This window comes from Agaribacterium haliotis (genome assembly GCF_002312815.1).
GTDB lineage: Bacteria > Pseudomonadota > Gammaproteobacteria > Pseudomonadales > Cellvibrionaceae > Agaribacterium > Agaribacterium haliotis.
Map to the genome: position 1 here is coordinate 16,959 of NZ_NKQJ01000003.1, position 26,714 is coordinate 43,672.

Annotated in this window: 27 protein-coding genes; 14 read left to right on the plus strand and 13 right to left on the minus strand. The window is 53.8% G+C overall.

Annotated features, from left to right (window positions below; translation table 11 throughout):
* Positions 1-8: 8 nt before the first annotated feature.
* Positions 9-437, minus strand: a complete 429-nt coding sequence (rplM, locus tag CFK45_RS04515) for a 50S ribosomal protein L13 (protein ID WP_096085243.1) — start codon at positions 435-437, stop codon at positions 9-11.
* Between the two features lie 368 nt (positions 438-805).
* A complete protein-coding gene (gene zapE, locus CFK45_RS04520) occupies positions 806-1,909 on the minus strand; it encodes a cell division protein ZapE (RefSeq protein ID WP_096085244.1) in 1,104 nt (367 codons plus the stop codon).
* A gap of 164 nt (positions 1,910-2,073) precedes the next feature.
* On the opposite strand from zapE, the gene CFK45_RS04525 reads away from it, so the two are divergent.
* Together CFK45_RS04525 and CFK45_RS04530 are read left to right on the plus strand one after the other, a co-directional pair.
* A complete protein-coding gene (locus tag CFK45_RS04525; protein WP_239923555.1) occupies positions 2,074-2,547 on the plus strand; it encodes a Z-ring associated ZapG family protein in 474 nt (157 codons plus the stop codon).
* 8 nt (positions 2,548-2,555) lie between these two features.
* Positions 2,556-3,650 carry a S1C family serine protease gene (locus tag CFK45_RS04530; protein ID WP_096085245.1) on the plus strand — a complete coding sequence of 365 codons (1,095 nt, stop codon included), beginning with the start codon at positions 2,556-2,558 and terminating at the stop codon, positions 3,648-3,650.
* 69 nt (positions 3,651-3,719) lie between these two features.
* Here CFK45_RS04530 and hisD read toward each other — a convergent pair whose 3' ends face one another.
* The 5 genes from hisD to CFK45_RS04555 form a co-directional block, all read right to left on the minus strand.
* Complete coding sequence (gene hisD / locus CFK45_RS04535; protein WP_096085246.1) at positions 3,720-5,006, minus strand: histidinol dehydrogenase; 1,287 nt, start codon at positions 5,004-5,006, stop codon at positions 3,720-3,722.
* Positions 5,007-5,051: 45 nt separating this feature from the next.
* Positions 5,052-5,705 (minus strand): ATP phosphoribosyltransferase, encoded by a 654-nt coding sequence (gene hisG / locus CFK45_RS04540; protein WP_096085247.1) that lies wholly within the window; start codon positions 5,703-5,705, stop codon positions 5,052-5,054.
* Positions 5,706-5,719: 14 nt separating this feature from the next.
* Complete coding sequence (murA, locus tag CFK45_RS04545; protein WP_096085248.1) at positions 5,720-6,985, minus strand: UDP-N-acetylglucosamine 1-carboxyvinyltransferase; 1,266 nt, start codon at positions 6,983-6,985, stop codon at positions 5,720-5,722.
* Between the two features lie 7 nt (positions 6,986-6,992).
* Positions 6,993-7,235, minus strand: coding sequence for a BolA family protein (locus tag CFK45_RS04550; RefSeq protein WP_096085249.1), 243 nt, complete (start codon positions 7,233-7,235; stop codon positions 6,993-6,995).
* A gap of 94 nt (positions 7,236-7,329) precedes the next feature.
* A complete protein-coding gene (locus tag CFK45_RS04555; protein ID WP_096085250.1) occupies positions 7,330-7,959 on the minus strand; it encodes an MlaC/ttg2D family ABC transporter substrate-binding protein in 630 nt (209 codons plus the stop codon).
* Positions 7,960-8,168: 209 nt separating this feature from the next.
* Here CFK45_RS04555 and CFK45_RS04560 point away from each other — a divergent pair, with 209 nt between their 5' ends.
* The 12 genes from CFK45_RS04560 to yjgA all read left to right on the plus strand — a co-directional run bounded on the left by CFK45_RS04560 (position 8,169) and on the right by yjgA (position 17,818).
* Positions 8,169-9,137 carry a calcium/sodium antiporter gene (locus tag CFK45_RS04560; RefSeq protein ID WP_239923556.1) on the plus strand — a complete coding sequence of 323 codons (969 nt, stop codon included), beginning with the start codon at positions 8,169-8,171 and terminating at the stop codon, positions 9,135-9,137.
* A gap of 5 nt (positions 9,138-9,142) precedes the next feature.
* Complete coding sequence (locus CFK45_RS04565) at positions 9,143-10,117, plus strand: KpsF/GutQ family sugar-phosphate isomerase (protein ID WP_096085251.1); 975 nt, start codon at positions 9,143-9,145, stop codon at positions 10,115-10,117.
* Between the two features lie 11 nt (positions 10,118-10,128).
* Entirely contained in the window at positions 10,129-10,677 is a 549-nt protein-coding gene (locus CFK45_RS04570) for a KdsC family phosphatase (RefSeq protein ID WP_096085252.1), read from the plus strand.
* Positions 10,664-11,254, plus strand: coding sequence for an LPS export ABC transporter periplasmic protein LptC (lptC, locus tag CFK45_RS04575; protein WP_096085253.1), 591 nt, complete (start codon positions 10,664-10,666; stop codon positions 11,252-11,254). Before CFK45_RS04570 ends, lptC begins: the two co-directional genes overlap by 14 nt.
* Complete coding sequence (gene lptA, locus CFK45_RS04580; RefSeq protein ID WP_096085254.1) at positions 11,251-11,841, plus strand: lipopolysaccharide transport periplasmic protein LptA; 591 nt, start codon at positions 11,251-11,253, stop codon at positions 11,839-11,841. Before lptC ends, lptA begins: the two co-directional genes overlap by 4 nt.
* Before the next feature lies 1 nt (position 11,842).
* A complete protein-coding gene (lptB, locus tag CFK45_RS04585) occupies positions 11,843-12,568 on the plus strand; it encodes an LPS export ABC transporter ATP-binding protein (RefSeq protein ID WP_096085255.1) in 726 nt (241 codons plus the stop codon).
* A gap of 189 nt (positions 12,569-12,757) precedes the next feature.
* Positions 12,758-14,281 carry an RNA polymerase factor sigma-54 gene (locus tag CFK45_RS04590; RefSeq protein WP_096085256.1) on the plus strand — a complete coding sequence of 508 codons (1,524 nt, stop codon included), beginning with the start codon at positions 12,758-12,760 and terminating at the stop codon, positions 14,279-14,281.
* A 25-nt stretch (positions 14,282-14,306) separates the two neighbouring features.
* On the plus strand, positions 14,307-14,750 hold the full coding sequence (locus CFK45_RS04595) for a PTS sugar transporter subunit IIA (protein WP_096085257.1): 444 nt from the start codon (positions 14,307-14,309) through the stop codon (positions 14,748-14,750).
* A gap of 10 nt (positions 14,751-14,760) precedes the next feature.
* Positions 14,761-15,630 carry an RNase adapter RapZ gene (rapZ, locus tag CFK45_RS04600; protein WP_096085258.1) on the plus strand — a complete coding sequence of 290 codons (870 nt, stop codon included), beginning with the start codon at positions 14,761-14,763 and terminating at the stop codon, positions 15,628-15,630.
* A 9-nt stretch (positions 15,631-15,639) separates the two neighbouring features.
* Positions 15,640-15,909, plus strand: coding sequence for an HPr family phosphocarrier protein (locus CFK45_RS04605; protein ID WP_096085259.1), 270 nt, complete (start codon positions 15,640-15,642; stop codon positions 15,907-15,909).
* Positions 15,910-15,913: 4 nt separating this feature from the next.
* Positions 15,914-17,275 carry a magnesium transporter gene (mgtE, locus tag CFK45_RS04610; protein WP_096085260.1) on the plus strand — a complete coding sequence of 454 codons (1,362 nt, stop codon included), beginning with the start codon at positions 15,914-15,916 and terminating at the stop codon, positions 17,273-17,275.
* Positions 17,276-17,296: 21 nt separating this feature from the next.
* Entirely contained in the window at positions 17,297-17,818 is a 522-nt protein-coding gene (yjgA, locus tag CFK45_RS04615) for a ribosome biogenesis factor YjgA (protein ID WP_096085261.1), read from the plus strand.
* 30 nt (positions 17,819-17,848) lie between these two features.
* On the opposite strand, the gene CFK45_RS04620 is transcribed toward yjgA, so the two are convergent.
* The 6 genes from CFK45_RS04620 to CFK45_RS04645 all read right to left on the minus strand — a co-directional run bounded on the left by CFK45_RS04620 (position 17,849) and on the right by CFK45_RS04645 (position 26,512).
* Positions 17,849-21,955: a YhdP family phospholipid transporter gene (locus CFK45_RS04620; protein WP_096085262.1), complete on the minus strand. Its 4,107-nt coding sequence runs from the start codon at positions 21,953-21,955 to the stop codon at positions 17,849-17,851.
* A 14-nt stretch (positions 21,956-21,969) separates the two neighbouring features.
* Positions 21,970-23,454: a ribonuclease G gene (gene rng, locus CFK45_RS04625; protein ID WP_096085263.1), complete on the minus strand. Its 1,485-nt coding sequence runs from the start codon at positions 23,452-23,454 to the stop codon at positions 21,970-21,972.
* Positions 23,455-23,462: 8 nt separating this feature from the next.
* Positions 23,463-24,074 carry a Maf family protein gene (locus CFK45_RS04630; RefSeq protein ID WP_096085264.1) on the minus strand — a complete coding sequence of 204 codons (612 nt, stop codon included), beginning with the start codon at positions 24,072-24,074 and terminating at the stop codon, positions 23,463-23,465.
* 41 nt (positions 24,075-24,115) lie between these two features.
* Complete coding sequence (gene mreD / locus CFK45_RS04635) at positions 24,116-24,607, minus strand: rod shape-determining protein MreD (protein ID WP_096085265.1); 492 nt, start codon at positions 24,605-24,607, stop codon at positions 24,116-24,118.
* Positions 24,607-25,362, minus strand: a complete 756-nt coding sequence (mreC, locus tag CFK45_RS04640; protein ID WP_414630746.1) for a rod shape-determining protein MreC — start codon at positions 25,360-25,362, stop codon at positions 24,607-24,609. The genes mreD and mreC overlap by 1 nt, the downstream gene beginning before the upstream one ends.
* A gap of 118 nt (positions 25,363-25,480) precedes the next feature.
* Positions 25,481-26,512 (minus strand): rod shape-determining protein, encoded by a 1,032-nt coding sequence (locus CFK45_RS04645; protein ID WP_096085267.1) that lies wholly within the window; start codon positions 26,510-26,512, stop codon positions 25,481-25,483.
* Positions 26,513-26,714 lie beyond the last annotated feature (202 nt).

Consider the following 26,714-nt stretch of genomic DNA (forward strand, 5'->3'; position numbering starts at 1 on the left):
AGCGCCCCTTAGATATTCAGTTCTTGTGGCTGTTGAGCACTGTGTGGGTGCTGGTCGCCGGCGTAGACTTTGAGTTTTTTGAACATGGCACGGCCGAGAGGACCACGCGGCAGCATACCTTTAACAGCAAACTGCAGAGCACGTTCAGGCGCTTTATCGATCAGCTTTTCGAAGCTAATTTCTTTAATACCGCCGATGTAACCGGTGTGACGATAGTACTTTTTGTCTTTTGCTTTGTTACCAGTTACAGCAACTTTTTCACAGTTGGTAACGACGATGTAGTCGCCACAGTCAACGTGAGGAGTAAATTCTGGCTTGTGTTTTCCACGCAGTCGATGTGCGATTTCCGCAGCAAGACGACCCAATGTCTTGCCGGAGGCATCAACTACGTACCAGTCGCGCTTGACTGTCTGAGGGTTGGCACTGATGGTCTTCATGTTATGTTGCCCTACGAGTGGTACTTTTTATAACAAACAAGTTAACGGCGCCCAAATCGGGCCCCAATTAAAGGAGCGCGGATTCTACTGACTTGATGGTTAGTTTTCAAGCAGTTTTTAAGAGCCCAAATGTATAGCTTATTTCGAGTCGGCAATTCAGTGCCACAGAGCACTTGAAATTCAATTGCTCAATATTGCCCTCTTAAAGTCACAGCGCTGAAAATAGAGATGCCTGAAGCAGGCACAAACGAGGACCAGAACAAGCCTTTTAGGCCATCTGCGCCAAGGATGGCGCGGCTGAGCCCCCCACGCAAGGGTTTACGGCGAGTCTAGAAAGGCTTGTTCTGGTTCTCGCTCACTACCTAGACCTACCCTTTGTGCGCTGAAGCGAGATACTCTTCGCTTTGCATTTCCTGCAGGCGGCTTTGGGTGCGTTCGAACTCAAAGCTGAGGCGGCCTTGCGTGTAAAGCTCAAGAAAGGGCTTTTCGGCACTGATAATGAGCTTCACATTGCGGTCGTAGAACTCATCAACAAGATAGATAAAACGGCGGGCCTGATCGTCGTTCTTTTCACCAAAACACGGCACTTGGCTTAAGAGCACCGTGTGGTATTCACGGGCAAGTTCGATATAGTCATTCTGGGAGCGCGGGCCATCACACAGGGCATAAAAATCAAACCAGGCCACACCATCCCCCTCCAGACGCACTTGAATCAGGCGCCCTTCAACCTCTATCTCCGCATCTTTGTGCACATGCTCGTCGGCAGGCACCAGAGCGTGAAAACAGCGATCGAGCGCTTTATCAGCGTCAGCACTCAGCGGCGTGTAATAAAGCTCACTTTGCTTTAGGGCACGCAAGCGGTAGTCAGTACCGCCGTCGACATTCACCACCTTGGTGTGTCGCTCTAGCAAATCAATCGCCGGCAAAAAGCGCGCGCGTTGCAAACCGTCTTTATACAAACCACTGGGAACAATATTGGATGTCGCAACCAGGCAAACACCGCGCCGAAATAAAGCATCGAGCAAGTTTGCCAAAATCATCGCGTCGGTGATATCAACAACAAAAAACTCGTCAAAACAGATCACACGATAACGCTTGGCAAATTTCTCTGCGACAATTTCCAGCGGATCACTGGCATCTTTTAATTGTTTAAGCTCACTGTGCACACTGCGCATAAAACGGTGAAAGTGCGTGCGCAGCTTTTTCTCAAACGGCAGAGCGTCGTAAAAAAGATCCATCAGATAGGTCTTACCGCGACCAACCCCGCCCCAGAAATACAGCCCGCGCAGCGGTTGTGTGTCCTGTTTGCGAAACCACGAAAACCACGTCTTAACCCTGGCCTCATTTTGCGCGAGCAAATCCAGATAAAGTTTGTCCAACAAACTCACAGCTGCAGCTTGAGCCGCGTCTTCTTGAAAACCTTGATACTCGATATCGTGGCGATAGCGCTCGAGCGGACTGGGATTAGACATGGGTGTATCTCGTTGACACTGAATACGTTGGCCGAAGGGCAAGGCGGCGCAATTTAACAAATTTTCCAGCCGCATTCATATAAAGCGTGGGATTTTATGTATCATAGAACTATAAGTAGCAGAATGATTCGTACCACCCTGTAGCAAGCCGATGGAGGCAAAGTGTGTTTTCTTTAGAAGTCTTGATTATGATCAGCGCCATTGTGTTTTGCATCGGCGGTTTACTGGGCGCTTTTATTAGTCGCAGCATGTTCCCACCCGAACAACAAAAAGCACTAGAGGAAAGCCTTAGCAACAGCCGCAAAGAGCTGGATCAATACCAAAAAGATGTCGCCCAGCACTTTGCCGAAACTGCGCAACTGGTCAACAACTTAACGCAAAGCTACAAAAATGTGCACGACCACCTGGCCTCAGGCGCGCTGCAATTAACCAATGCCGAAATCACTCAAAGCATGATTGCCGCCGGCGACCAAAAGCTGGGCCTAGAAGCCCAGGAGAGCCTCGATGAACAACAGGTTCAAGCGCCGCGCGACTGGGCCCCCAAGGCGCCAGGGCAAACCGGTACGCTCAGCGAAGAATTTGGGCTCGATGACAGCATAGAGCAGCACAGCCCCAACGATAACAAGCACAGCGCTTAAGCCCGCGCGTGCACCTATTAACCAGTTTCTACCGTTTCGCTCGCGGCCCGGCTCTGGCCGGCCTTGTGATCGCCGCTCTGCTATCGCTGCTCTACCCCCAATACTTCAGCGGCGATGAAGGCAGCCCGGCAGTCAGCAGCTACGCCGACGCCGTCGACAAAGCCTCGGCCTCGGTGGTCAACATCTACACCCTGCGCAGCAGCCCGGCTAATCAGGGGCGCTATAACCCTGTCACCGGGCGCTTTGTCGGGCCCGAAAAAAGCCAGGTCACTCCCAGCACAGGCTCTGGCGTTATTGTCTCGGGCGATGGTTATATCGTTACTGCGCTGCACGTTATTGAGTGGGCAAGAGAAATTCGCGTCGCTCTGCAAGACGGCAGAGAAGCCATCCCTGAAATTATCGGCGTCAGCGAAGAAGATGACGTCGCCATCCTCAAGATAGAACTCGATCAACTCCAGGCGATAGAGCTCGGCCAAGCTGAAAATGTTCGTGTCGGCGATATCGCGCTTGCCATCGGCAACCCCTTTGGAGTTGGCCAAACGGTCACCCAAGGTATTATCAGCGCGACGCGGCGCAACGGCTTAAACATCGCGCGCTTTGAAAATTATTTGCAAACCGATGCCGCCATCAACCCCGGTAACAGCGGCGGGGCACTGGTCGACGTATACGGCCGTCTGCTCGGCATCAATATCGGCGATCTGCGCCACACCTCGCTCGGCGACGCCAGCGGTATCGGTTTTGCCATCCCCGCCGACCGCGCAGTCAAAGCGCTCAACGACATTGTTGAGCACGGCCGTGTTGTTAGGGGCTGGATTGGTGTGAGTGCGTTAAATGTGACACCGAGAATTATCAAAGCGCTTAATCTAAGTGTCGATGACGGCGTGTTAATCACCGACACTTATCAGGGCGGCCCGGCGGATATTGCCGGCGTTATCCCCGGAGACGTTGTTGTCGCCATCAATGGCCACGCCGTTAACAGCATGGAAGACGCCATCGGCGAATTTGCAGATCTGCGGCCCAACGACGTTATCCAACTGGATTTAGCTCGCGCAAACAAACGCATGCAGCTAGAGGTTTTACTTGGCACCGCGCCGACACGATAAGGGCCGGCGCGTAAAAACACTGAGAGCCAGGCCTGCGTTAAAACAAACCTAAAAAAACTGCCCGCTGCCCTAATCTTGCTTAATTCGATATTCCGCTGAACGCGCGTGCGCCTCGAGCGACTCCGAACGCGCCAACACCGATGCGATCTTGCCGAGGCTCGATGCCCCCTGCTCCGAGCAGTAAATCAATGACGAGCGTTTGACGTAGTCGTAGACACCGAGCGGTGACGAAAAGCGCGCGGTTCCGGAAGTCGGCAGTACATGATTGGGGCCCGCACAATAATCACCGAGCGACTCAGAGCTGTGACGCCCCATAAATATGGCGCCCGCGTGACGAATCTGGTCGAGGTAGCGCTCCGGCTCATCGACACTTAACTCGAGATGCTCAGGGGCAATGCGATTGACCAAAGTCATCGCTTCGTCCATGCTCTGAGTCAGAATCAGTGCGCCGCGATCTCTCAAGCTTTGCGCCGCAACCTCAGCGCGCGCCAAGCTCGGCAACAGGGCTTTAATGCTCTTTTCAACCGCATCAATAAATGCCGCATCTGGGCTGACCAGAATCGCCTGAGCTAATTCATCGTGCTCCGCCTGAGAGAACAAATCCATGGCGATCCAATCGGGGTCGGTCAGGCCGTCGCAAACCACTAAGATTTCTGACGGCCCGGCGATCATATCGATGTCAACCACACCGAAAACTTCGCGCTTGGCCGTGGCTACATAGATATTTCCGGGCCCGACAATTTTGTCTACCTTAGCCACCGTCTCGGTACCGTAGGCCAACGCGGCGACAGCTTGCGCACCGCCGACACAGATCACCTTGTCTACGCCTGCGACTTTAGCTGCGGCGAGCACGATATCGTTGACTTCGCCATCGGGCGTCGGGCTAACCATAACCACTTCAGGGACACCAGCTACTTTTGCCGGAATGGCGGCCATAATGACCGACGACGGGTACGCGGCTTTACCGCCGGGCACATAAAGACCAACACGATCGAGTGGCGTCACTTTCTGGCCGAGCACCGTGCCGTCGGCCTCGGTGTAGCTCCAACTTTGGCTAACTTGATGTTGGTGGTAGCTGCGAACGCGTTCAGCGGCCTGCTCCAGTGCCCGCAACTGTTCAGCCGGCACTCTTGCAGCGGCGGCATCAATCGCCTCCTGCCCGAGCACCAGCTCACTCGCATCGCTCAGCTCGCGCCTATCAAAACGGTTTGTATACTCAAGCAAAGCCTCGTCACCGCGCGTGCGCACGTCTTTGATAACCTGTTTTACAATGTCGAGCACGCCCTCTTCCTGCGCCTCCTCCCAGGCCAACAAGCTATCGAGCTGCTCATCAAAACCCGCCTCTCGGGTTGACATCTTTTTTATCAGCGCCGCCACTACATCACCTATAGTTTGTCTTAATCAGACGTTTTCTTTTTGCTGCTCACGATCGCGTACAACACCGGCAATCGCATCAATAAACGCTTCAATTTGCTGGTGCTTCATTTTTAACGAAGCCTTGTTGACAATTAGCCGCGAACTAATCTGGGCAATCTCTTCGCGCGGCTCAAGGCCGTTGGCAACCAGGGTATTACCGGTATCGACAATGTCGACGATCTCGTCGGCAAGATCCATCAGCGGCGCCAACTCCATCGCTCCGTAGAGCTTAATAATATCAACCTGCTGCCCCTTTTCGGCGTAGTATTGCTTGGCCAAATTCACGTATTTGGTCGCAACCTTCATTCGCCCAACTTTAGGCGCCTGCCCAACCATCGCGGCAGTCATTAAACGACAGCGACTGATCTGTAAATCCAGCGGCTCGTAAAACCCCTTGCCGCCGTGTTCCAACAGTGTATCTTTGCCGGCCACACCGATATCGGCCGCACCAAACTCGACGTAGGTCGGTACATCGCTGCCGCGTAAAATCAACAGGCGCACATCGGGCGAGCTTGTCTCAAAGGTCAATTTGCGACTTTTACTGATATCTTCAAGCGGTTCGATGCCCGCGGCAGCCAACAGCGGCAGAGTTTCTTTAAGGATACGCCCCTTAGTCAGGGCAATGGTCAGAGCGGACATAATCTAATTCTCTGTTAGCCTGGCACTCGCCGTATTTTGGCGCCAAGCTGTTGCATTTTTTCTTCAATACATTCGTAACCGCGATCAATGTGATAGATGCGATCAACCAACGTTTCGCCTTCAGCCAGCAAGCCGGCGATGACCAGGCTCGCCGAAGCGCGTAAATCACTGGCCATCACCGGCGCAGCTTTAAGTTTTTCCACACCGGTCACCAAGGCGGTATTGCCTTCAAGTGCAATATTGGCACCCATACGGTTGAGCTCGTGCACCTGAATCAAACGGTTCTCAAATATTGTTTCCGTAATTTGAGAAATGCCTTCGGCGACAGCGTTCATCGCCATAAACTGGCTTTGCATATCTGTCGGAAATGCCGGGTGGGGCGCCGTGCGCAGGCTCACTGCACGCGGTCGCTTACCGTGCATATTGAGCGAGATCCAGTCGTCGCCAAGCTCAATATCCGCGCCGGCCTCGCGCAACTTGATCAACACCGCCTCCATACTGTCGGCATCGGTATCTTTGAGTTTGATGCTGCCACATGTAGCCGCCGCCGCAACAAGATAGGTACCGGCCTCGATGCGATCGGGCATCACCGACCAACTACAGCCGTTGAGCTCGGCGACACCGTCGACTTCCAACCTGTCGCTGCCTATGCCTTTGATCTTGGCGCCCATGGCCACCAAACAGTTGGCCAGGTCGACAATCTCCGGTTCTTTCGCCGCATTGTCGAGCACCGTTGTGCCGTTCGCCAGAACGGCGGCCATCAGTAGGTTTTCAGTGCCGCCAACAGTGACTTTATCCATCAAAAAATGGGCACCGCGCAAACCGCCCTCTGGCGCTCGAGCACGGATATAACCGCCGTCAATCTCAATAGTGGCGCCCATGGCTTCGAGGCCACGCAAGTGGATATCCACAGGCCGGCTGCCAATTGCGCAGCCGCCGGGAAAGCTGACATCAGCGCGGCCAAAGCGAGCTAACAGCGGCCCAAGCACAAGAATCGAAGCGCGCATGGTTTTCACCAATTCGTAAGGCGCTTCGTATTCAGTGATCGACGAGGCATCAATTTCGACACACATCCTCTCGTCTATGGTCACACCAACACCCATGCAGCGCAGTAGAGAGATCATCGTTGTCACATCGTTTAGATGAGGCAGGTTGCTCAGTCGCACCGGGCTTGTGCCGAGTAAGGTCGCAGCTAATATCGGCAACGCCGCGTTTTTGGAGCCAGAAACGCGGATCTCGCCACTTAGGCGAGCGCCGCCAGTAATCAGTAACTTATCCATGAGGGCCCTAAGCGTTGTGCGCCTGCCATTGCTCAGGGGTGTAGGTTTTCATCTGCACCGCGTGAATGGCTCCGCTGGAGATAGCCTCTTGCAGGCCGGCGTAAACAAGCTGCTGTTTCTTCAGCGTATTGAGGCCCTCAAAGGCGGGGCTGACAACATTTAACGCGATGTGGCTACCGTCGACTTGAACTTCGACGATGCTTTCGGGAACAGACGCTTCAACCAGCGCCTTGATTTCTTCAACTTGCATACGGGGCCTTTTGTGATTTTTTGTGTGGAACCCGGCAGAGTCCCTCAAAGGCGGGCATTCTAATAAAAACGGCCCCGTTTATCATGCATTTTGCTTATTTAGCCTCTTGACCCCACGAAGCAATCGCTACATCGAGGTCATTATTGGCGTCTTTCACAGCCTGATCAAACTGTGAGCGAAAGGTTTTACCAAGGTTGACACCGTCTAAGGTGACATTGCGCAGCCGCCAGCCTTTGTCGGTGTGCCCCATGGTATAGGCGATTTTAACCGGCCCACCGTCACCGCTGACCGACTGCACCACGTAGTGGGTAGACTGGGAGCGCTCAGAGGGGCGGTCACTTTCAACCTTGATATCTAAATCGGCAAAATTAGCCATGCCTTTGCCGTAAGTCTCTACCAAACTGCGAGTAAAGGTCTCAACAAACGTGCTGCGCTGGGCTTCGCTCGCCGACAGCCAGTACTTTTTACCCATCACATTTTTGGCAATGCTTTCAAAATCTACAGAAGGTTCGAGCAGCGAACGGATTTTGGCAAAATACGCTTCCGGATCAGTTCGTAACAAATCAGTGTTGTCGCGCGCAGCTGCCAGCAAACTGCTGGTCACGCTTTGAACAACCTCAGACGGGCCGGGCTCAGCTTTCGCTTCGACATTTTCTTCACTCGCAAAAACGCTTGCTGAGAACACAAGTACAACAGAAATCAGGGAAGTAAATAAACGGCGCATGCGCCCTCCTTAGTGGCTGTGCGGACGAAAGCTGCGTCATCGCCCCAAATTGATGCAACATTGTAACCCAAGGCTGCGTGGAATAATGCCAATATTGGGGCAAGTTTGCTGAACGCAAGCTGACAAATTCAAAGCTCATCGCTAATATGGCGGCCAATTTCAATTCCGATAACGAGAGAGCCAGCTTGTTCGACAGCATCCCCCTTATAATGTTCGCCGCCGCTGCTATTCTTGCCGGTTTTGTTGGTTTGATTTGGTCGGCGGACCGTTTTGTCGCTGGCGCCGCAGCTTTTGCACTTAATTTTGGCCTAACGCCAATGCTGATCGGGCTGACTATTGTCTCGTTCGGCACATCCGCACCAGAAATTCTGGTTTCGCTGAGCGCCTCGCTCGACGGCTCAGGAGATATTGCCATCGGTAATGCCATCGGCTCGAACATCGCCAATATTGGCCTTGTACTCGCCGTTACCGCACTAATCGCCCGCATTCCTGTGCAAAAACACATACTCAAAGACGAACTGCCAGTGCTGCTTATTATCACCGCAATGGCCGGCTGGTTCCTGCGAGACGCTGAACTCGATCGCAGCGAAGGCTGGATACTGCTGCTGTCACTGCTACCGGCAATGGCCTATATGATCTGGACCAAGCAGCGCGATCTCGGTGACAGCGAAAAAGCCCGCGAAGAAGAAGGTGTTGAGGCCATGTCGACCATCGCTGCCAGCCTTAGCTTTGGCGGTGGCCTGATCCTGTTAATCATCAGCGCCAAAACCCTCGTCTGGGGAGCGCAAACTACTGCCGAGTTTTTTGAGGTCAACCCGCTGATTATTGGCTTGACCGTACTCGCCATCGGCACCAGCCTGCCCGAGCTAGCGGCATCGGCGGTCAGCGCGCTGCGCGGTCACCACGATATTGCGCTCGGCAATATTATCGGCTCCAATATTTTTAACCTGCTCGCGGTGATGTCTATCCCCGGTATTATCCAGCCCCTGGCCTATGACCCAGAAGTTTTTAAGCGCGACTACCTCGCCATGGCGGGCCTGACCTTATTTTTAAGTGTCATTATCGCGTTTGCGTTCTTGAGTAAAAACAATAAGCCCGGCTTTGGCCGTATTGCCGGCGGCCTGCTGCTGCTAAGCTACGGGCTTTATTGCTACCAGCTTTACCAGGATGCCGTGTAATCACCATGACAAATGAGTCATTGATCGAAAGTGGCCGCACTGCGGTTGAAATTGAAAGTCAGGCGGTCGCCGCCCTGCTGCCGCGCATCGACCAAAAATTTGCCAGCGCGTGCAAGTTGTTGCTCGATTGTCGCGGGCGCGTCATTGTTACGGGCATGGGCAAAAGCGGGCATATTGCCAATAAAATCGCTGCGACCTTAGCCAGCACCGGCACACCGGCATTTTTTGTCCACCCCGGCGAAGCCAGTCACGGCGACTTTGGCATGATCACGCGCGACGACGTTATTATCGCGATCAGCAATTCCGGCTCCACCAACGAGCTGGTCACCTTGATCCCAATGTTCAAACGCCTCGGCGTCGCCTTTATCAGCATGAGCGGCAAACCAGCTAGCCCGCTGGCCGAGTTTGCCGACGTCAATCTCGACGTCAGTGTCGCCGAAGAGGCCTGCCCACACAATCTGGCGCCGACATCGAGCACCACTGTCACCTTAGTCATGGGCGATGCACTCGCTGTTGCCCTGCTCAAGGCAAGGGGCTTCAGCGCAGAAGACTTTGCATTTTCCCACCCGGGCGGCGCGCTTGGACGCAAATTATTACTGCGCTGTCGCGACCTGATGCACAGCGGCGCCGACCTGCCCAGCGTCGACGCCAGCAGTTTATTGAGCACGGCCTTAAGTGAAATGACCGGCAAAGGTTTTGGCATGACCATGGTACTCGATGGCAGCGACAAACTGCTCGGCATCTTTACCGACGGCGACCTGCGCCGCGCCATTGCCCGCAGCGACATCGATTTAAATACTGCTGAAATTAGCGAGGTCATGACAAGCAAACCGCTTACCGTCGGCCAGGACCTGCTTGCAGCCGAAGCGCTGCACATTATGGAAAACCATAAAATAACTGCCCTGGTTGTTGCCGATGATGCAGGCAAACCCGTTGGCCTTGTTCACATGCACGACCTGCTTCGCGCAGGAATTTATTAAGAGCCCAAGCCATGCCCAGAACCGTATTAACTAGACCCGAGCTGCTGGAAAAAGCCCGCAAGATTAAACTGCTGGTCCTCGATGTTGACGGCGTACTCAGCGACGGCAAGATTTATTTTGACAACAACGGCCTAGAAACTAAAAGCTTCAACACCCTCGACGGCCAGGGCTTAAAACAATTGAAAAAAAGTGGCGTCGAGCTGGCAATTATTACCGGCCGCAAAAGCGCCATTGTCGAACGCAGAGCTAAAGAACTCGGCATCGAATTGCTGATCCAGGGCCGCGAAGACAAATTTGTTGCACTGCAAGAAATTCTCGCCAAGTACCCGTGTGAACTCGAAAACATCGCCCACATGGGCGACGACTGGCCCGATCTGTGTGTGATGAGTAAGGTTGGCCTGGCCCTGGGTGTCGCCAATGGTCACTGGCAGGTCAAAGAGCTCGCCGACTGGATCAGCGAGCGCAAAGGCGGTGAAGGTGCGGTGCGCGATGCCTGCGACATGCTGATGCTCGCTCAGGGAACTTACCAACAAGCGCTGGCGCCCTATGTCAGTTTATAAGTTCTCGTTTTACGCGGCAGCGGTACTCATCGCCGTCGGCGCACTGCTGCTGTTTAGCGACAGCCCGCAGAGCATACTCGGCCAAGTCGAGCTCGAAAGCGAACAGAGCACCGTCGCCTACGCCGTTGCGCGCGATACCGAAACTCAATACTTTAATGAGGACGGCAGCCTGAGTTATATCTTTAAAGCAAAAAAACTCAGCCACTTTCGCCCCAGCGAACTCGAAGAGCAGAGCTACAGCACGGCAAGCAAACCAGAAATTGATTTTCTTGACGACAAAACCCCGTGGCGAGTCACCGCCGAGCAAGCGCTTGTCGATCACAACCGGATCATCACCTTAAACACGGATGTGCGCTTAATAAATACCGACCAGCAAGGCGCAGTGTCCGAAATGTTAACCGAAGTACTCACGCTTGAGCCGGAGCAAAAGCTGGCCTACACCGAAGAGCCTGTTACAATAAACAGCTCGCTCGGCCATATGAGCGCCATCGGCATGCAAGCCGATTTGAACACCCGACGCATCACGCTCTTAAGTAAAGTCAAAGGCGTGCACAAACCCGAGACCCTGACACCATGATTCGCGCCAGCCTCGCCGCTCTTGTTTTTTGCAGCGTTTGTACCCACGTGCTCGCCCTGCCAGACGACGCCGAACAAGACTTACAACTCGAAGCTGAAACGCTGGTGTACGATGAGACCCAGGGCACACTGACCTATGAGGGCTCGGTATTTATGCAGCAGGGCAGCATGAAAATCGAAGCCGACAAAGTTGTCATCTATGGCAATATGGACAGCGCTCAACGACTAACGGCCGACGGCCAGCCCGCTCGCTTCCAGCAAACACCGACTCTCGGCACTCCACCAGTTATCGCCCGCGCAGATGAACTCGACTACGACGTGCAAACCAAGAGCCTATTACTGCAGGGCAACGCCCACCTCACTCAAGAGGGCTCAAGCCTAAGCGGCAACCGAATCGAATACGACGTGATAAACTCCGTCGTCAAAGCCGGCAGCCTGCGCGAAGGCTCAAGCGATAAAAAGCGTGTAAAAATGGTGATTCCACCGAAGGTGCTCAAAACCGACGACAGCGACAGCGGCCAGGCCGCAACAGAAACTAGCGATACGACAAGCTCCGAGCCCACAACGACAGAACAACAAACTCCCTAAGATGGCAATATTAGAAGCACAACACCTGGCCAAAAGTTACAAGGGCCGCAGTGTCATTGTCGACGTCAGCATGCAAGTCGAGGCCGGCCAGGTCGTCGGCTTACTCGGCCCTAACGGCGCCGGTAAAACCACTTGTTTTTATATGATCGCAGGTATCGTCAAGCCCGATAAAGGCCAGGTGTTTATAGACGGCCGTGAAATTACTCGCCTGCCGATGCACAAGCGCGCTCACGCCGGGCTCGGCTACTTGCCGCAAGAGGCCTCCGTGTTTCGCAAACTAAGCGTAACCGACAATATCAACGCCATTTTAGAAACCCGCAGCGACCTGAATAAGCAGCAGCGCACAGAGAAACTTCAGAGCCTGCTCGAAGAGTTCCACATCACCCATATCAAAGACAGCATGGGCATGGCCTTAAGTGGTGGCGAACGCCGCCGCGTTGAAATCGCGCGCGCGCTGGCCAGCGAACCTCAGTTTGTGCTGCTCGATGAGCCCTTCGCCGGCGTCGATCCAATCTCCGTCAGTGATATCAAAGATATTATTTTGCAGCTCAAAGCCAAGAATATCGGCGTCCTGATTACCGATCACAATGTGCGTGAAACCTTGGATATCTGCGAAAACGCCTACATCGTCAGCGAGGGTCAAATTCTTGCTCAGGGCGATGCGACAACCGTACTGGAGAACAAAAAAGTACGGGAAGTCTATTTGGGGCAGCACTTCACACTCTAAGCCCGCGCTTGAATCTTGCTGTGCCCTAGTTCATCCCCACAAAGAAATCAAGAGCATACGGCATAAAGATTGCTTTCGAAATCGAGCAAAATCATTGCTCTGAAGCGGGCGTGAGACTAAACTTAGCGCTGATACACAGCGATCTTCGCGACAGATTTTGGCTTGTCGCACCGCAAGATTTAAGCGCATATGAAGCAGTCTCTACAGTTAAAAATTGGTCACCAGCTGACCATGACCCCGCAATTGCAACAGGCCATACGCCTGCTGCAACTTTCTACGCTCGACCTGCAAGCCGAAATTCAGGAAGCACTCGAGAGCAACCCCTTGCTCGAAGTCAACGAGCAGGAAGACAGCACTGCAAGCGAAAGCAGTGATAACAGCAGCGACAAAAACCAACCGCAGAGTGAAAACAGTAGCGAGAGCCCGAGCTCAAACGACGAAAGCAGTGCGGACGGCGAAGCGACCAGTGAACTTGCCGAAGGCGACTGGAGTGAAGATATTCCCAGCGATCTCGCCGTCGATACCAGCTGGGACGACGTCTTTCAGGCCAACTCGTTCAGCAATACCGGCCTGGCCCGCAATGACCAGGAAGACTACGATTTCGACAGCCGCCGAGGCAGCACCGAAAGCCTCAGTGACCACCTGCTTTGGCAACTCAACCTGACACCGATGAGCGAGCGCGATTTGCGCATTGCCGAAGCGATTATCGACGCCGTCGGGCCCAGCGGCATGCTCGCGCAGAGCCTCGATGACATCAGCGAAGGCCTCAACCGCGAACTCGAAGAGCTCGAAGAATACGAAGTGATCGCCGTTTTGCATCGCGTGCAGCAGTTTGACCCAGCCGGCGTTGCCGCCCGCGACGTCAGTGAGTGCCTGTTAATACAGCTAAAAGCTCTCGGCCTCAGCGGCCCGGCCTTTGACAAGGCCTGCGAACTCATTCGCAATTACCTGCCGCTACTCGGCAGCCGCGACTTCAAAACCCTGATGCGCAAGCTGAAAATTAAAGAAAAAGAGCTGCAGGAAGTAATCGCGCTGATTCACGGCCTCAACCCACGCCCGGGCGACATTATCGACTCATCGTCAACCGAGTACGTAGTACCGGATGTCTTTGTCAAAAAAGAAGGGCAGCGCTGGACCGTCAGCCTCAACCCCGACATTGCCCCCAAAATCCGCATCAACGCCGATTATGCGGCCATGGTCAAACGCGCCGACAGCAGCGCTGACAACACCTTTATTCGCGACAACTTGCAAGAGGCGCGCTGGTTTTTAAAAAGCCTGCAAAGTCGCAATGAAACTCTGCTTAAAGTCGCAACCTGCATAGTTGAAAAACAGCAGGGTTTTCTCGACTTTGGCCCCGAAGCCATGAAGCCCATGGTTCTGCACGATGTCGCTGAAATCGTCGGCATGCACGAGAGCACCATCTCGCGAGTTACAACACAAAAATATATGCACACGCCGCAGGGCATCTTTGAGTTAAAATACTTTTTCTCCAGCCACGTCGCCACGGAAAGCGGTGGCGAGTGTTCCTCGACAGCAATTCGCGCCATTATTAAAAAACTGGTCGCCGCCGAGAACCCACGCAAGCCCTTAAGTGATTCAAAAATGACGGGCTTGCTCGAAGAACAGGGTATTAAAGTTGCCCGCCGCACCATTGCCAAATACCGCGAATCGCTCGGCATTCCGCCGTCGAATGAGCGCAAGCAATTAATCTGACAAATAAAGGTGCCACACTTTAGCTATGTGGATTAATTCAGTACTAAGTGAAGAGCTATGCCTTGCCAAAACGCAAGCTAGCAGTAAAAAGCGCGTGCTCGACACGCTGGCGCAGCGACTGGCCGAGCACTACAAGCTCGACGCCAGCGCGCTGTTTAGCCAGTTTGTCGCCAGAGAAAAGCTCGGTTCGACCGGCATTGGTGAAGGCATCGCCATTCCCCACTGCCGCTTCGACACCGACGACGTTATGCTCGCCATTATGACGCTCGACGAGGGCATCGACTTTGACGCGGTCGACCAAGCGCCTGTCGACATCATTATCGCGATGGTGGCGCCGCAAAACAGCGAAGAGAACCACTTAGAGCGCCTGGCCGTACTTGCTTCTGCACTGCAGACTGAAAACTATGTTGAAGCTTTGCGCAGTGCTAACAACAGCGCAGCGCTCTATCTCGCAGCCACTGAACAATGAGTCGGGACTTATGCAGATACTGGTTATTTCTGGACGCTCGGGTTCGGGCAAAACCACGGCACTCCACCTGCTGGAAGACGAAGGTTATACCTGCATAGACAACCTGCCGGTCAGCCTGATACCGGCACTGCTTGAACAGGTGCGCGCCCGTGCGAATGCCGATAGCATACGCCTGGCAATCGGTATAGATTCTCGCAATATCGACGGCGACCTCAGTGCCCTGCCAAGCTTGGCCGAAGAGCTCGAACGCAGCTGCGACCACATCAAAATCCTCTATTTGGACACCAGCAAAGAAGTACTGCTGCGACGCTTCAGTGAAACCCGGCGCAAGCATCCGCTCAGTGACAACGATACCGGCCTCAGGGAAGCCATTAGCGAGGAAGACTTAATACTTGCGCCAATCGCCGCGCTCGCCGATGTCACCATCGATACCAGCGGCCTAAACCTGCACGAGCTGCGCAGTGCTGTGAAGCGCCAGCTCATCGGCTCAGACAGTAGCGGCATTGCCATTAGCCTGACTTCGTTTGGCTTTAAATTTGGCATTCCGGTCGATTCGGATTTCTTATTTGATGTGCGCTGCCTGCCCAACCCTTACTGGCGCCCCGAACTCAGATCACACAGCGGACTCGAGCCGCAGGTGATTGAATTTTTACGCTCTGAACACGAAGTACAGGCGATGGCAGACGATATCGAATCCTTTGCCAAAAAATGGATACCAAGTTTTGAGAACAACAACCGCAGCTACCTGAATATCGCTATTGGCTGCACCGGCGGCATGCACCGCAGCGTTTACCTCGCTGAGCATATCGCCGACAAATTGCGAGCTAGCTACAAGAATGTACAGACGCGTCACCGTCAGCTCGAACTAAAAAAGCCCTAAGGATACGGGATGAAACAGCAGCAAATCACCATCGTTAACAAGCTCGGCTTGCACGCGCGCGCGGCTACAAAATTTGCCAATGTCGCCAAACAGTATGCGGCCAGCATCGAAGTGGAAGTGGCCGGAAAGAGCATAGACGGAAAAAGCATTATGTCGCTGATGTTATTAGCCGCATCCAAAGGCACTGAGATTGTTCTGCGCACCGACGGCAACGATGAAGACAAAGCTATGAAAGGTCTGTGTGAGCTAATCAACAATCGCTTTGACGAAGACGAATAACTACATGCAGGCAGCCGAAGAGCCAAATAATCACGTTCAGGCCCATCTCGGCCGGGTTCAGCACTTACTCGGCCAAGGCACCATGTGGCAGTTGCGCCAGATGATTAACGGCCTGCGCCCGGTCGAAATCGCGCGCCTGCTCGAATCAGCACCGCCGGCCTCGCGCACCCTGATCTGGGACCTGGTCGATAAAAATACCCTCGGTGAAGTACTCGAAGAACTGCCTGAAGACATTCGCCTCGACTATCTCAGCGACATCGAAGCCGAAGATATCGCCGAGCTTACCGAAGGTCTTGAAACGGACGACCTTGTCGATATCCTGCAACAACTGCCCGAGCAGGTCATTCAAGAAGTGCTCGAAGCGATGGACAACCAGGACAGAGAGCGCGTTGAAAAAGTCCTGCCCTACGCCGAAGATACCGCAGGCGGCTTGACCAACACAGATACCATTACCGTCAGGCCGCGCTTTACCCTCGACGTTGTGCTTCGTTATCTGCGCCGCCACACCGAGCTGCCGCCATCAACTGACGCCCTGATCGTCGTCAACCGCAAAGACGACTACCTCGGCATGCTGCCGCTGGCGACGCTGCTGACCGCCGACCCCAACACCACCGTGCGTGAAGTCATGGTTACCGACACCAACGCCATCCGCGCCGATATGGCGGATATTGAAGTGGCGACCCTGTTTGAACGCCACGACTGGGTCAGCGCTCCGGTTGTCGATGAAGACGGCAAACTACTCGGCCGCATTACCATTGACGATATTGTTGACGTAATCCGCGACGAAGCCGACCACAGCCTGATGAGCATGGCCGGTCTCGACGAAGATGAAGATACCTTTGCCCCGGTGCGCAAAAGCACGCCCAGGCGAGCCGTGTGGCTGGGTATCAACCTGATTACCGCTCTGCTCGCATCGTCCGTTATTAACCTTTTTCAAGGTACTATCGACAAAGTTGTCGCCCTGGCCGTACTGATGCCCATTGTCGCGTCAATGGGTGGTGTCGCCGGCTCTCAAACGCTGACCATGGTTATTCGCGGCATCGCCACCGGCCAAATCGGCTCAAATAACTTAAAGTGGTTAATTAATCGCGAGCTCGGTGTTGGCCTAATCAACGGCCTGCTCTGGGCCCTTATTATGGGCGCCATTGCCGGGCTCTGGTTTAAAGACCCGATTATCACCGTTGTGATTGCCGCGGCAATGGTCATCAATTTACTTGTCGCCGCGCTCGCCGGCGCAACCCTGCCGTCGATGTTAAAATCGTTTAATATCGACCCGGCGCTTGCCGGCGGTGTCACTTTGACCACCATTACCGATGTTGTCGGTTTCTTTTCTTTTCTGGGCCTGGCAACCCTGTTTTACGCCTGACGGCAAATTTAAGTAAGCACCATGACTGACGAAGAATACGATTTTTGGGACGATCCCGACTACAAGAGCAAAACCCAAGTTAAAGAAGAGATGCACGAGCTCAGAGCCTTGGGTATTGAAATTGCCGAACTGCCGCAAGCCCTGCTCGACAGCTTTCCACTAAATGATGAGCTGCGCGCGGCGATTAACGACTACCGCCGCATCAACCATAAAAACGCCCTCAAACGCCAAGCGTCTTACGTCGCCAAGTTAATGCGCCGCGAAGACGGCGAAGCGCTTAAAGCGCGCTTGCAGGAAATACACGATGAACGACACCAGGCAACACGCCAACTGCACTTAGTTGAACGCTGGCGCGATCGACTGCTCGACGAGCAAAACACCGCTTTTGACGATTTTGTCGCCCAGTTTCCAAGCTGTGACAGACAGCAGCTGCGCAGCCTAATGCGCAACGCCGCAAAAGAAAAACAGCAAAACAAGCCGCCCGCAAGCGCGCGAAAACTGTTTAAGTTTATTCAAATACAACTTGCACAAAAGCCCGAATAAAAACGCCGCCCAACAAGTTCGCAAAGACCATCAATCGGCGGCGGGCTGCGCCTCAGTGTGCTGCTTGGCCTTTGCCCGCCGCTGGGCTGCGGAGTCATCAAAGACCTTTAACACTTTGATTTTCGGGTCTTCCCAAGCTCCTGTGACGCTGTAACTAATGCTTGAAGCTTTATCGACCTGTTCACTAAACATCTTGCTGATAATATAAACCCCCAAACCTGCGGGTACACCGGCCAAAAAAGCGGTCGCCACCGCAACATTGCCGGCAACCGGCAAGGTCACAACCAGCTCAGTATCCATGCTCTCATCTATCAGACCGAGCTCCCCGGCCATCTGCATCTTGGACGAACTGCTGTCGACCATCAGCGGTTGATTCATGCTGGCGATGCCGTCGTCAAAATGAATGTCTCCGCGAACAGTATCGTAGGCAAAACCTTTTGCTGCGAGATCGGAAAAATCCAGGCGCAGGCGCCGGGCAAAGGTGTCAAAGTTAAATAAAGCAATCATGCGCAGCAGCGGGTTTTCACCGGCATCGGCCCCGCGAATAAAGCTGCCTTGCTGTAATTCAAGTTGCACATCGCCTTCAAGCAGCGGCAACACGGCAAGATCCGGCGCGGCGTCCCAGCTCAGATCGAGGTCAAACCAGGCGCGCCGGCTCTCGAGCATGCGCTCTTGCCCCCAAGCTTCCAGAGCTTTGCCGACATCATCGGTTTCGATATGCGCCTTGAGTGAACTTGTATGCTGGGCACCGACTTTGTGCCACTCAAACTCTGCCCGGTGCGTCTGGCCTATACGCAGTTCACGCAGCTCGGCCTCGATATCAAAAAAGCGCAGGCCCTGCTCGATCGGCTCAACACTAAAATGCCAGCGGCCGTAGTCTTCACCGTAAAACTTAAGGCTCTGCACATTAACCTGCATGGCATCGACCGCGCTCAAGTCAAAATCCTTAAAAATACTTTCTCGCGGCTCGTCCAGTTCAAACGCGGCAAACTCTTCATCCTGCTCAGGCAGGCCGCCTTCCGCCGAGCCCTGCACCGGCTTGTGCTGTTCGTCACCGTAGAGATGGAGGTGATCAATATCCAACTGCATCGGCTCATCGCTCAGCGGCAGGGTAATGCGCCCGGCAAACATTTCACTGACGCCGTCGAAACTCCAGCGCTGCTCACCACCCTGAATAGCAAGGTTAAAGTCCGGAATGCTTAAATCGGCAAAATGCAGTACGTCCAACTGCAAATCCGCATCCATCGTCATCGGCACATCGTTGACATCGTCAAACGCCGGCCCGCGCAAACGCGCGGCTTCGGCAAAGACCGCATCCACCAACAGCGCCCACTCTTCGTAGCGCGCCTGCGAAATATGGCCGCGCACCTTGGCCTGCCCACTTACCAGTTCAGCATCGTTGCTCAGCTGTTCGCCAATAACCAACTGCATGGCTGGCTTGGGAGGCTCCTGCCCCAAACCGAGATAAGCGTCGTAACTTTCCAGGCGCAACTCAAACTGTTTGTTGTGCTGATAGTCATAGCGCAAAGCGCCTGGCAGCTGAGTCACCGTCAGGCCAAATTCACCGGGCTCACCCGCTTTTTTATCAAACGGAGCCGGCAAATGAATGGCCGTAGCTTCGAGCAAACTGAGCATCGTCAAGCTCATGCCCGGTAAAATGCTGTTTGAATTCAGCGGCACTTGCAGCAGGCCCTGTACCTCAAAGTCGTTGTCCAGAACCACCAGCTCCGGCAGTTGAGACCACAGGCGCAGCGCTTCCAGATTTACCTCGCCATCAAAACTCAAGCTCATCTCGTTCTGAGATGGGTCGGTCGACAATGAAGCGCTCAGCGGGCGGCCCCATAGGTTGCCTTTGAGCGTGTCGGCTTTGACAAAGTTGTCTTTGGCAAAGACCAACTCCCCACTTAACTGCTGCAACTGAATATTGAGCTCGCTAAACAGCAGGCTGGCGTCGTCAATTCGGCTTTTAATTCGGTAGTCGAGGTCCCGCTCCATATGCTGAAACGGCAAACTCAAATTCAGCTCCGTGTTGTGCCGGCCATCAAGCTGCCACCTGGGCAAAAAACCCTCAACCTGCTCTTTTAGGCCACCGAGCAAGAGCAATTGTTTGAGTTGTTTTAAGCTGCCTCGACTCGAAGCAGCAACATCCAACTGGCGCGTCCCCGCCGAGTTTTTATCTATGCTCAGCGTCGCCTGTTCAATGCGATTGCCACTGATCAAAGCATCAAATATTTGCGCGTTAAATTGCGCATCGTGCAGGGCAATATCCGCGCGAATATCTGTCGCCTCAGGCCAGGCCGGATCAAATTTCAAACTTGCATCGTCAAGCGTTGCGGCCAGCTGAAACAGGGGCCGCTGGGCAGGATTCAACGCTACTGAGCCGTGGTAAAAAACCTGAATATCGCGTACTTCCCCGCCGCGTATCGCCTGTTTTAGCCAGGCGTCCACCTCGTCATTAACTGCTCGCGGGATATACGGCGCGTAACTTAGAGCCTGAGCTCGATCGGCATATATACTCAAGTCCAGGCTCGGTTCGCCCACTTTGTTATTAAACGGCAGCACCATGGAAAAGAAGCCGCTGATATATTGCTCGTCCGTCAGCGATGAAAGCTGCGCACTGTGTAAAAATGCTTTTTTATTGTCAAAGTCGACCCGCCAGCCGAGCTGTCCCCGTACCCTCGGTAAAATAAATGGCTCATCAAACACCTTAGGTAAAAATAGGCTCAGTTCTTCATCGATCTGGGCGTCGATAAAACCATCAGTTAGGCTCGACTCGACGTAACCCGATATGCCCTTCAATTCAGGGCTGCCCATTAGCGCGGCAGAATAACCGTCATCCAGCCAAGCTTTCAGTTCAAACCAGCCGCGCTCCTTGCCGACATAGGCGACGTCGATATTAGCGAGCTCGCCATCGAGCTTAAGCGCCGCCAAAGTTTTTACCAGAGCGTGATCGCGGCCTTCGTTGGCCTGCAAAAATAAACGGCTCCACTCACCCAGGTCGATGTGTTCAACACGCAAACCAAAGTCGGTTCCATTGCCGTAGAAATTAAATGTTTCCAGAGGCACATCCGTGCCGGCCCAATCCAGGCTCATATCCTGAAAGTTTAAAAACCAGCCTGAGGCCTGCTTCCAGGCCCCGGTAATTTGCGCCTGGAAACGATCCGGCAGTTTGATTTGCTCCTGCATCGCCTGCGGCAGGCCCGACAACAAAATCTCGCCGCGCGCGGTCATTCCCGCTTTCGGAGAACCTTTAAACCACAGAGCCAAATCGAGCTTACCGACATCGCGGGGAATACCCTCGCCCGCGGCGGTATCAATTTTTGCAGCATCAACAAGATCGTCGACAAAATCCAGCGCTTCACCTTCAAAGGGTTCGGGCAGCTGTTTTTCAACCTTTTTTACTGCAGCATAAAGATCGTCAACAGGGATTTGATTCAGGCGCAGATAACCACTGGCGGAAAAACGCGCCTTGTTGCGAGGGTCGCCGTAACCCTCCATAACAAAGTGCAGGCTCTCCTGAGCATCGAGATTAAAATCAGCGCTGATGCGGTGGAAAAAGCGGTCGTTTTCAAGTGCGATAACCGGGATCGCCAGTTCGCTGGTTTTGCCGTTTAAAAATTCAAAATTCAAAATAGCCGAGCGAATTTCAACCCGCCGCCCAAATAGAAAAATATCCATCGGGTCGTCAAAAATAAACGGGTTATCGGTATTGGCCGTACCACCGTCGTAACCTTTTATGCCCCAGCTGTTGTCTTTGCGCTGCTCAATGGTGGTGCTAAAACGCTCAAAAACAATGGTGCGCCAGGCAAAACCTCGCTGCACAGCGCTGTCAAACAAGCTGAGTTCGGCCGAGGCCCTGTCGACCTGAAAAAGCTCTTGCCCATCTTGGTTTTGAAAGCGCAGCTCACCGAGTATGACCTGCGGTCTAAGCCCTTTCCACTCGGCGCTGATTTGCTTTAACTCAACTTTGACACCGAGCTGGGCGCCGAGCGACTGGGCAATGATGTGCCGGTAATCGTTAAGCAGGGGAAAGGCCTGGCGGCCAATCTGCACCACCACGGCAAAAGCGATAATGGCGCCGAGAAAAAAACCCCAAAAGCGCCTGGTAATTAATTGAAGGTGTCGCTGGCTAAACAACGTCGGAACCTGAGTTACTGCGACAATATGATGTCGTACTGCTCCTGATGATAGATGCTTTCGACCTGAAAGCGTATTGTTCCTTCAATAAACTCTTCCAAATCAGCAACGTTGGCAGACTCTTCATCGAGCAAACGATCGATGACAACCTGAGACGCCAGTACAACAAAATTTTTACTTTCATACGCGCGACTTTCACGCAAAATTTCGCGAAAGATTTCGTAGCAGATAGTTTCAGCCGACTTTAATTTGCCGCGCCCCTGGCACACGGGACAGGGCTCGCAAAGCATCTGTGTCAGCGACTCGCGCGTGCGCTTGCGTGTCATTTCAACCAACCCGAGTTCACTGACACCGGTAATACTGGTTTTAACACGATCGCGCTCGAGATTTTTTTCGAGAGTGCGCAAGACCTGGCGCTGGTGTTCGGCATCGACCATATCGATAAAATCGAGAATAACAATGCCGCCAATATTTCGCAGGCGCAGCTGCCGGGCGATCGCCGCCGCCGCTTCAAGATTGGTTTTAAAAATAGTTTCTTCGAGGTTGCGATGGCCAACAAAAGCACCGGTGTTGACGTCGATGGTGCTCATCGCCTCAGTCTGTTCTATCAGTAAATAACCACCGGACTTGAGACTGACTTTGACCTCAAGTGCTTTTGATAGCTCGTCTTCAACACTGTACAAGTCAAAGATCGGCCGCTCACCGGGATAGTGCTCAAGCTTGCTGCCAATTTCCGGCGCATAGTGCTTGGCAAAACTCTGCATGCGCTGGTAGGCCTCGCGCGAATCGATTCTGACCTTCTCAATATTCGGGCGCATCAAGTCGCGAATGGTGCGCATGTACAGCGGTAAATCTTCATAGACCACCGCCGGAGCTTTGGCCGCTTTGATTTTTTGTTCGATATCGGCCCAGACCCGAAATACAAAAGGCACATCGGCGCGAAACTCTTCCGCTTCAACACCCTCGGCGGCCGTGCGCACAATAAAACCACCGACCTTGTACTGCTCATCAAACTCCGACGCGAGCTGCTGCACCGCTGTTTTTAAACGCTCGCGCTCGTTTTCATCTTCAATGCGGGCGGATACGCCGATGTGCTCGGTATAGGGCATATAAACTAAATAGCGCGCACTGACACTCAGGTGGGTCGTTAGACGCGCGCCTTTGGTGCTGATCGGATCTTTTATCACCTGCACCACAAGCTCCTGCCCCTCGCGCAGGTAGCTGCGGATATCGCTGTGCTCATTTAGGCGTGTTTCCAGACCTTTGTCGTCGCGCGGAGCGAGGTCGGCAACGTGAATAAAGCCCGCACGCTCCTGGCCAATATCAACAAAAGCCGCCTGCATGCCGGGCAACACCCGAATCACCTTGCCTTTATATATATTGCCAACGTAGCCCTTGCTGTGGGTTCGCTCGATGTAGACTTCCTGTAACACGCCATTTTCGATCAGCGCATCGCGGGTCTCCGTCGGGCCAACATTTACCAGAATCTCGTCACTCATAGCTCTTTTTATGCTTTCTGCCCGGCACTGAGTGCGTGAGGCAGCCTAAATTCATCCAACAACTCAAGCGTTTCAGCCAGGGGCAGGCCCATCACACCGCTGTAGGAACCGTGTAAGCTTTCGATAAATGCCGCAGCGAGCCCCTGAATACCGTAGGCTCCGGCCTTGTCAGCCGCCTCACCACTGGCCCAATACGACTCCATTAATTGCTCGCTAAGCGGCTTCATTGTCACTGTCGACACGCTCAAACGGCTCGCCATGCGCTCAGCATCGCAGATACTGACGGCGGTATAAACAGTGTGACTGCGACCGCTCAATAAACTGAGCATGCGCAAAGCATCCTGCTTGTTTTTTGGTTTGCCAAGCAATTCAAAAGCACTGCCCGCAGCGGCGACAACAATCGTGTCAGAACCCATGCACGGCGCGAGAGGAGAACACTCAAAACCGGCCCGGGCCTTGCCGCAGGCCAAGCGCTTGACGTAGGCTTCGGGCAGCTCGCCTGCCAATGGCGTCTCATCAATCGCCGCCGAAAGCTGCGTAAAGCGAGCGCCAATTTGCTGCAGCAGCTCGCGCCGTCTCGGCGACGCCGAATTAAGTTGTAATACGCGCTCTGCTGCCATTTTAAGTACTCGCGCTCCGCCGGGAGCTCTACGTTAAAAAACTAAAACAACCTTAAACTGCGACCAAGGCGCCAAGCCAGCGCGTCAAATACAGGCCATATCAAAGCCGTGCTGGCTATGGATGCCAGCAGCACCGGTACGGTGGTGCCATAACCGGCCATACCTTGCACCCAATTTACCAACACTTGATGCACACCAATCAGTACCGCGATCCACAAGCTCTGCTGCCAAAGGGCATAGGTTTTCAGGCGCTGTTTGGCATTTAACAACAGGTAGCTGAGTATCACTAAAGCAAAGGCGTGAGCGCCCCAAATACCGAACTCCGCCACGTCTTGTGCCAGCCCAACAACAAACGCAAACGCCAAACCGAGCGGCGCCGGCGCGTGCAGCAGCCAAAAAATAACCACCAGGCACAACAGCTCTGGGCGAAAGATATCCAACTCTGGGCCAAGCGGAATAACCGCAAATAAAAGCCCCAAACAAACGGAGCTGACAAGTGCCAAATGAAAACGCAAAGGCTGAGGCCCAAGCATTATTCAAGGCCCTTGTTGTCTTCAAATACAAATAATATATGGCGACTGCGATTCATCTGCGCTTTTGGCCGCGCCTTGACTCGCGCAAAAGCCTGGCCGGGATCAACCAGGACCTCGGTGACTTGCGCAACCGGATAACCAGCAGGGAATACCAGGCCGAGGCCGGAGCTGACTAGCAAATCACCAACTTCAATATCGACCGTGTTGGCAACGTGGCGCAAAACCAGGGTATCGAGATCGCCGATGCCATCGGCCACCAGGCGCACACCGTTGCGATTAACCTGCACTGGCAGTGCGTGGGAGGTATCGGTAATCAGCAGCGCCACACTCTGATATTTGCCAACTTCAACGACCTGGCCCATCAAACCAAAGGCGTCGAGCACGGCCTGACCGACATAAACACCGTTGTCGCTGCCGCGATTGATCAGCACCTTGTGCACTTGAGGATCCGGAGCAACGCCGATAATTTCGCCAATTAAGACCCGCGCCTCAACCGAATCAGAAGCATTTAACAGTTGGCGCAAGCGAAAGTTCTCGGCTTCGAGCGCGGCGTTTAACTGAAGTTTTTGAGCGAGAACTAGATTTTCTGAGCGCAGCGCCTGGTTTTCATGAATCAGTTTGGCGCGGGACATCAGCCGGTTATCGGCCCACTCGCCGGCGCGCTCGGGCAAATCGCTGACCCAATACAACGGCGCACTGAGGTCGACAACCTGGTGGCGAAGCGAAGACAGCCAGGGGCTAAAAATAAAAACCAGGGCGAGACTTAATGCGGCGCCCGCCCAAAACAATAGACGGGCAACCGAAGATGGGCCTTTGCGAAAAATCGGTTTGATAACTCAGGCCCCCACTTAACCGAGCTAAGCTGCAAACGGCTTAGATGGCAAGGTCGATTTTCTGTGTTTCCATCAATTCCAGCGCCATACCGCCACCGCGGGCAACACAGGTCAGCGGATCATCGGCAACAATAACAGGCAGGCCGGTTTCTTCGCTGAGCAGGCGATCGAGATCGCGCAGCAAGGCGCCACCACCGGTTAGAACAATACCGGTTTCAGCAATATCAGAGGCCAGTTCCGGCGGGCTCAACTCCAACGCGCTTTTCACGGCTTGCATGATGCCGGCAAGCGGCTCTTGCAAAGCTTCGAGTATTTCTTCGCTGCTCAGGGTAAAACTTTTGGGCACCCCTTCGGCCAAGTTGCGACCGCGCACGTCGATCTCCAGCGCTTCACTGCCAGAATAGGCACAGCCGATTTCCGTCTTGATGCGCTCTGCGGTAGCGTCGCCGATGACACTGCCGTATTTGCGGCGCACATAGTTCACCACAGCTTCATCAAAACGATCGCCGCCGATGCGAACGGAGTCCGACAAAACCACACCGTTGAGCGACAAGATTGCGATTTCAGTGGTGCCACCACCGATGTCGACAACCATGGAACCTGTGGCCTGTTCAACTTTGAGGCCGGCGCCGATAGCCGCGGCCATCGGCTCCTCAATCAAGTGTACCTCGCGGGCACCGGCACCGAGCGCCGATTCGCGAATAGCCCGCTTTTCCACTTCTGTCGACAGGCAGGGCACACAAATCAATACGCGCGGGCTCGGTTGAAACCAGGAATTCTCATGCACTTTGCGGATAAAGTGCTGGAGCATTTTTTCAGTCACCTGAAAATCAGCGATCACCCCGTCTTTAAGAGGGCGAATAGCGGTGATATTGCCCGGCGTTCGACCGAGCATGCGCTTGGCACTTTCGCCAACCGCCTCGACACTTTTTTGCCCGTTGTGGTTGCGAATCGCAACCACTGAAGGTTCGTTTAAAACAATGCCCCGGCCGCGAACGTAAATCAGTGTATTCGCCGTGCCCAGGTCAATACTCAGGTCACTCGAAAAAAGACCTTTGACTTTTTTTAACATCGTGAATCGCTTATTTATTGAGGCCCTGTTTTTATCGCTGTTCGGACCTATATAAAAGATGCTCGCACTCTAACAATGCTGGGCTTTTTGGGCAAGGCAGAAATATGTAAACTAGCGGGCTTTCTAGCGCCGCATGCGGCGCACTTAGATACTTAGCACAAATAACCAACGCGGCCCTCGCCACCCAGGCCGGCCCGGAGAT

What these genes read in the sequence shown, in the direction of transcription:
- rplM (WP_096085243.1), bottom strand. Translation starts at nt 437, where the DNA reads ATGAAGACCATCAGTGCCAACCCTCAGACAGTCAAGCGCGACTGGTAC.
- zapE (WP_096085244.1), bottom strand. Translation starts at nt 1,909, where the DNA reads ATGTCTAATCCCAGTCCGCTCGAGCGCTATCGCCACGATATCGAGTAT.
- hisD (WP_096085246.1), bottom strand. Translation starts at nt 5,006, where the DNA reads ATGTCAACCCGAGAGGCGGGTTTTGATGAGCAGCTCGATAGCTTGTTG.
- hisG (WP_096085247.1), bottom strand. Translation starts at nt 5,705, where the DNA reads ATGTCCGCTCTGACCATTGCCCTGACTAAGGGGCGTATCCTTAAAGAA.
- murA (WP_096085248.1), bottom strand. Translation starts at nt 6,985, where the DNA reads ATGGATAAGTTACTGATTACTGGCGGCGCTCGCCTAAGTGGCGAGATC.
- CFK45_RS04550 (WP_096085249.1), bottom strand. Translation starts at nt 7,235, where the DNA reads ATGCAAGTTGAAGAAATCAAGGCGCTGGTTGAAGCGTCTGTTCCCGAA.
- CFK45_RS04555 (WP_096085250.1), bottom strand. Translation starts at nt 7,959, where the DNA reads ATGCGCCGTTTATTTACTTCCCTGATTTCTGTTGTACTTGTGTTCTCA.
- CFK45_RS04560 (WP_239923556.1), top strand. Translation starts at nt 8,169, where the DNA reads ATGTTCGCCGCCGCTGCTATTCTTGCCGGTTTTGTTGGTTTGATTTGG.
- CFK45_RS04565 (WP_096085251.1), top strand. Translation starts at nt 9,143, where the DNA reads ATGACAAATGAGTCATTGATCGAAAGTGGCCGCACTGCGGTTGAAATT.
- CFK45_RS04570 (WP_096085252.1), top strand. Translation starts at nt 10,129, where the DNA reads ATGCCCAGAACCGTATTAACTAGACCCGAGCTGCTGGAAAAAGCCCGC.
- lptC (WP_096085253.1), top strand. Translation starts at nt 10,664, where the DNA reads ATGTCAGTTTATAAGTTCTCGTTTTACGCGGCAGCGGTACTCATCGCC.
- lptA (WP_096085254.1), top strand. Translation starts at nt 11,251, where the DNA reads ATGATTCGCGCCAGCCTCGCCGCTCTTGTTTTTTGCAGCGTTTGTACC.
- lptB (WP_096085255.1), top strand. Translation starts at nt 11,843, where the DNA reads ATGGCAATATTAGAAGCACAACACCTGGCCAAAAGTTACAAGGGCCGC.
- CFK45_RS04590 (WP_096085256.1), top strand. Translation starts at nt 12,758, where the DNA reads ATGAAGCAGTCTCTACAGTTAAAAATTGGTCACCAGCTGACCATGACC.
- CFK45_RS04595 (WP_096085257.1), top strand. Translation starts at nt 14,307, where the DNA reads ATGTGGATTAATTCAGTACTAAGTGAAGAGCTATGCCTTGCCAAAACG.
- rapZ (WP_096085258.1), top strand. Translation starts at nt 14,761, where the DNA reads ATGCAGATACTGGTTATTTCTGGACGCTCGGGTTCGGGCAAAACCACG.
- CFK45_RS04605 (WP_096085259.1), top strand. Translation starts at nt 15,640, where the DNA reads ATGAAACAGCAGCAAATCACCATCGTTAACAAGCTCGGCTTGCACGCG.
- mgtE (WP_096085260.1), top strand. Translation starts at nt 15,914, where the DNA reads ATGCAGGCAGCCGAAGAGCCAAATAATCACGTTCAGGCCCATCTCGGC.
- yjgA (WP_096085261.1), top strand. Translation starts at nt 17,297, where the DNA reads ATGACTGACGAAGAATACGATTTTTGGGACGATCCCGACTACAAGAGC.
- rng (WP_096085263.1), bottom strand. Translation starts at nt 23,454, where the DNA reads ATGAGTGACGAGATTCTGGTAAATGTTGGCCCGACGGAGACCCGCGAT.
- CFK45_RS04630 (WP_096085264.1), bottom strand. Translation starts at nt 24,074, where the DNA reads ATGGCAGCAGAGCGCGTATTACAACTTAATTCGGCGTCGCCGAGACGG.
- mreD (WP_096085265.1), bottom strand. Translation starts at nt 24,607, where the DNA reads ATGCTTGGGCCTCAGCCTTTGCGTTTTCATTTGGCACTTGTCAGCTCC.
- CFK45_RS04645 (WP_096085267.1), bottom strand. Translation starts at nt 26,512, where the DNA reads ATGTTAAAAAAAGTCAAAGGTCTTTTTTCGAGTGACCTGAGTATTGAC.